The sequence below is a fragment of the Vibrio sp. 10N.222.52.B12 genome (assembly GCF_002875385.1).
GTDB classification, from domain to species: Bacteria; Pseudomonadota; Gammaproteobacteria; order Enterobacterales; family Vibrionaceae; genus Vibrio; species Vibrio jasicida.
Genome location: NZ_MDAW01000040.1, coordinates 1 through 4,981, shown reverse-complemented (window position 1 = coordinate 4,981; position 4,981 = coordinate 1). Strand labels below are relative to the sequence as shown.

Here is a 4,981-nt window from a genome sequence, read left to right as displayed (position 1 = left end):
AACCTATTTGAGTCATGACCCGTTTCTTGGTAGCGAAAGAATAAATAGCACACCATATACAACAGGCCCTGCCATTCAGGAAATCGACGAATTTTGTAAATAGATTGATGCCGGATAATAGAAGCGTAATAGTTCAAGTTCCCTTGTGACAACCTTAGCTCGCTGATGAGGCGTTTCACATCCTGATAAACACTCTTTATGGTATTGTGTGCCTCTATTTCACGATTAAGCTCTGCTGGAGTAAAGTCTTTAGCTGAGCCTTTTTGTATTGATAGCTGGTTTAGCCGCCCCTTGGTGTGTAGTATTTTCTTAAGTTGGGCTCGAGTTGTATCTGACATTTGATTTGAAAGAATTGACTCTGTTCGCTGTCGCTCATTTGCTAAGACAGTGGTGATCATGTTCTGTAATGTCGAATATCCAACCAAGCCAATGCGCTGTTGACCGAAGAAAGCCAAGCTCTCATCAAAAATGTATTTAGGATAGGTACATATCGTAGCCACATCTTGCAATCTTTCTAATAACGCCTTCTCGGCTGATTTGGTTAATCGTTTGAAGCCGAGTAGTTCGTGCATCTTCAAGATCAGTGTCGCTCGTGTGCTTTTAGCAATGAGGGGATATTTCGGTTTTCTGTTGGGGAAGTGAGTGGCGTAAATGTAATCAACATCTTGTTTCACGTCTCGCAATCTAAATTGCGGCACAACAGGCTTGGCTCGAAAATAGCCAATTAGGAGGATCAAATAAATTTTAGTTTCAATCTTTCCCATGTTTGATAGCGCTTTCTCGATACTCGGGTCTATCGAGAAAAACTCTTCACGCTCATTCTGATTAAATGCGGGACGGGAGTAAAGTTCATGGACTTCTTGTTCCGTTAATATTTGGATTCGACTTGGTTTAACTTTTCTCATTGCTTTTTATTTTTTGTTAATAAATATTGAACGACTCGACATAGGGATAACTGTGCCTGCATGAAATTTGAGTCTACCTAAAAGACATGGGTTAAATTTGACATCAAACCCTGCTATGTCATAACCTAAATGACATGATCATTAAGATCATCATGTAAATGTCATATCGAGTGAATTATGTACATATTTGGCTACCTAAGAGCATCAACATCTGATCAAAATGCAAAACGTGCTCAGAGCACCTTACAAAGCTTTGTTCAAGATAAAGGCTACCGTGTAGCGGGTTGGTATATTGAGAATGAATCAGGCGCGTCTTTGCAAAGACCTGAACTTCTACGATTACTTGATGATGCTGCTGTTGGTGATGCGATCCTCATTGAGCAGATTGACCGCCTTTCACGTCTTGATGAAAAAAGTTGGTTTACATTGAAAGAAATGCTGAGCAAGAAAGCATTAAAAGTGATCAGCCTAGATTTACCGACCAGTCATATCGCTCTATCTCCTCAAGTCACCGATGAATTTACCAGCTCTATGATCAAAGCGATAAACAGCATGATGATGGACATGTTGGCAGCCATCGCTCGCAAAGATTACCAAGATCGGCGTCGCCGTCAGGCTGAGGGGATAAAAAAGGCCAAAGAGGAAGGGAAATATCGTGGCAGACAACCAAACCTCGAGCTCCACGAAAAAATCTATCAGTTGCGAGTCGTTAACAAGCTGAGCATTCGAGATACCGCAAAACTGACCAATGTCTCAGACCGAACGGTTATTCGAGTAGCGAAGAAGTTCGAGAGTGAACGTTTAATTGATGGTAAGACATATTAAACGGGCATCGCTATCCGCCCAAACCTGGCAGAAAACAAAGAAAGGTTCCCTTTGGTAGTCTTTCTTATTCAGAGCATTTTTTGCACTCTAATTTACGCAACAGCCATTAAATTAAGCTCTACAGATAGGCTTTGGACTTTTTGCTGAAATGGCACAAAAACATAAATAAGAACATCCTACATTAGTAATTAGCAAAGCTCTAGCTGATGAGGGAGCGTGTGCTATTTCATAAGTCAAGTGTATCATTTACCATTAAAGCACCCAATAAGCGTAAGAATAAAGTCTGAAGCATATATGAATAAAAGTAATATATATATAGCGATATCCGTTGCATTACTACCACTCAGTGTGAATGCGGCAATCCCTACAGATGTAGATAAACGATGGAGGCAATCAGCAACCATCACACACCCCGATAAATCTTTCTATCCAAACCCAGATACTAAAATTCAAGCAAAGCGGAAAAATATTTTTGACTGGCGTACCCAACATTTACAAATTGGGATGGCAAACTTGCACGGCGACGAGGAATTGGCTTTAAGCCCATTTTATATTTGTGAGTCTGATACACTTTATAATATTCCAGGAGAAAAATTATTAACAAAAGATATCATGGGACCTGGAAATGTACTCCCTACACCTACTAGTTGCTCTGGTAGCTATCATTCAAGATCATATGCTCAGAAATTTCCAGATATTAACCCAAATGAAGGATGGGAATTAATAAAGTTCAATCTTGGATATAAAATGTCACATTATAGAAAATCCAAAACATCTTGGTCAGCAGATGGTGGCGATGCTTTCTCAAGCAATCAATATCCTTATATTATTCTCTATAATAGAATGACTGCAAAATTGAGAGTTATGGGTTACTTTCCTGATTATAGCATTGGGACTGGCATGTCCGTTACGCTCTCGACATCAGGGAAAACAAAAATATTTAATGGCACAAAAGCAACTGATGCTCAATTTTACCCTAACAGTAAAACGGGTTTTGGTGCGATAAATAACTCTCGAGATGGTGCTTGGGGAGTCGCTGACTTTAACCTTGAATTAGATCCGTGTTCTCCAGGTAGAGATATTGATTTGACAATCGCCATCCAGCCTAAATCTGTTGATAAGATTGAACTTTACGGACATTCTGTTGGTTTGTCAGAAAATATTACGGGTGACAATATTGCTGATCCATCCAAGTATTTATTGGATGTATCAGGTAACCTTAATGATAACTTAGACCAAGCTGGTAGCTATACTGTTAACAGCCTAGACGATCTAAACTCATTATTTAATGACATCAATGATTCAGCAACATCCGATGCTGTTGCCAGCGATGCACTTGGAGCAGCATCTGCTTTCTTAGGTGGCTTAATGGAACTATCCCCATCAGGAAACTCTGTTAATAATGGACTCAAAGCAATGTCTGGTGTGCTTGGAGGAGCTGGTTCTATTATGGGAACTCAAGCTGCAGCTGTTCCAAATTTTAGCCCAATTATTCCTCAGATTACTTTTTCAGAAATCTATTTAAGAGGAGAGTCTGTATCATCAGATCCAGGCGTTAAAGTTAAGCTTAGGCTACCTGGAAGTTTGAGCACTGCATGGAAAAACTTTGATGAAAATGCGGTTTCTAATATTTCATACCCTTTATATGATGAACCTCTGGGACTCTTTACATTATTGACCACCCCAAAAGTAAGAATCAGTAAGGCTTACTCTGATAGAAGTAATTCTAATGGATACAAAGTTGTAACAAAATTCAATCCGAGTAATGTTATCTTAGCTTCTAATACTAAATCTGGACTAAACATTAGTGGCTGGGCTGGCAAAGAGAGTAAAGGTATAAATATTACTGGTAGGCTTAAGATAAAATACCTTGTAGATAGCAATGTGACGCCATCATTCACTAACCTCCATGATATTGATGGTAGTGACAAGACGTATAGTTATGTCAGTAATACAACAAATGGAAGAAAAACAAAACTATACACGGTTGTCACCGATGAAGTTCCTTTGATGCATTTAAATCGAATCCTTAGCGGTCAGAAAGTGCCATCTATTACAGTTAAAGGAGGAACTGCTGTTGTCGATAATGTAAGTTTAGTTGTAACGGCCAAAAACAACACAGACACAATTCATGATAATATTCTTAACCAAAATATTAAGATGATAAACAAAAGGGATTCAGAAGGAAATTTCGTCCCTTATTATATTTCAATGAAAGAATACCCTACAATATTTAATGAGTCGGTTAGTGGAGAGTTTAATCCAAATTCAGATATAGATAGGTTAATAAATAGCAAGCAAATTACCATATCTAATCAAAATCCTGCTTTAGGTATCGATATAAGGCTAGGGCGCAATAATTCGTCATCAATTAAAGGGTATTGCTCTGCTTCCGGTGATTATAATAAACCTAAATTTAATGGCTCTTATTCAATAGTTCCCGATGAAGATATGTCCTACTACACATACAAGCCAAAACAAGTATCAGGTCCTACAAGTAATCATCTTAGTTTGACTCATGATGTTTGTCATTTTTGCGCTCATGCTCGTACTTTCGGTTTTCTTTCATTCAATCTCAATGAAACTATTGGTTTAAATGGCTTTAGAAAACCCAAAAAAGTCACTTTAAAACTAAATTCGAAGATGGATTCACTTGGTCGCGCTTATGACATTTTTGATTATCGGAGCAAATACTTTTTCAGTGCAAATAAATCAACACAAGCAATGAGAGACAATAAATATAAGGCATTCCAACCGAAATACGCGACTTTATTTAAAAGTAAGATTTCACGCAGCCCATCTTACACCGATGTAACAAAACACTTTAATGCAGCAATAGACAGGGTGAAAAACAATAATGGTCGCTATGAAACTCCAAGGATGTCTTTTGCTCTATATGCATCGCATCCAAATACTTCAATGCCCCCGTGGATTTGGTCCTCAGAGCACAGCTATTGGACACCGAGACTGATTGTTCAGTATTAACCACTTAAGCTTTCTAAAATTCTCCTCCGGCATAGCCGGAGGTTTTTTGTATCAAAAGACATATTAAGCTGGCATAGCTACCCTCACAGAACGGTTGAAAGACGAAGAAAGACTCCCTTTGGCCTTTGTTTGGGAGCTTTTCTTATTCAGACCATTTCGTGCTCTCTAATTTACGCAGCAGCCCTTTAAAATTAAGCTCAAACATTCAACTTTTCCAGAAAGCTGTTCTTAATGGATGAGCCTCGAAGGTAAGGAAAGTCAAAGTT

3 protein-coding genes are annotated in these 4,981 nt (G+C 38.6%); 2 read left to right on the top strand and 1 reads right to left on the bottom strand.

What is annotated here, in order from left to right; genetic code table 11:
* On the bottom strand, positions 1-905 hold a 905-nt coding region (locus BCT11_RS02970; protein WP_133152131.1), incomplete at its 3' end, for a DUF4158 domain-containing protein.
* Between the two features lie 177 nt (positions 906-1,082).
* Here BCT11_RS02970 and BCT11_RS02965 point away from each other — a divergent pair.
* Both BCT11_RS02965 and BCT11_RS02960 read left to right on the top strand, forming a co-directional pair.
* Positions 1,083-1,730 carry a recombinase family protein gene (locus BCT11_RS02965; RefSeq protein ID WP_102387049.1) on the top strand — a complete coding sequence of 216 codons (648 nt, stop codon included), beginning with the start codon at positions 1,083-1,085 and terminating at the stop codon, positions 1,728-1,730.
* A gap of 294 nt (positions 1,731-2,024) precedes the next feature.
* The gene (locus BCT11_RS02960) at positions 2,025-4,715 is read left to right on the top strand and encodes a hypothetical protein (protein ID WP_102387048.1); all 2,691 of its coding nucleotides are present in this window, start codon (positions 2,025-2,027) and stop codon (positions 4,713-4,715) included.
* Positions 4,716-4,981: the final 266 nt, after the last annotated feature.

Coding starts and splice junctions, on each gene's coding strand:
- BCT11_RS02965 (WP_102387049.1), top strand. CDS start 1,083: ATGTACATATTTGGCTACCTAAGAGCATCAACATCTGATCAAAATGCA.
- BCT11_RS02960 (WP_102387048.1), top strand. CDS start 2,025: ATGAATAAAAGTAATATATATATAGCGATATCCGTTGCATTACTACCA.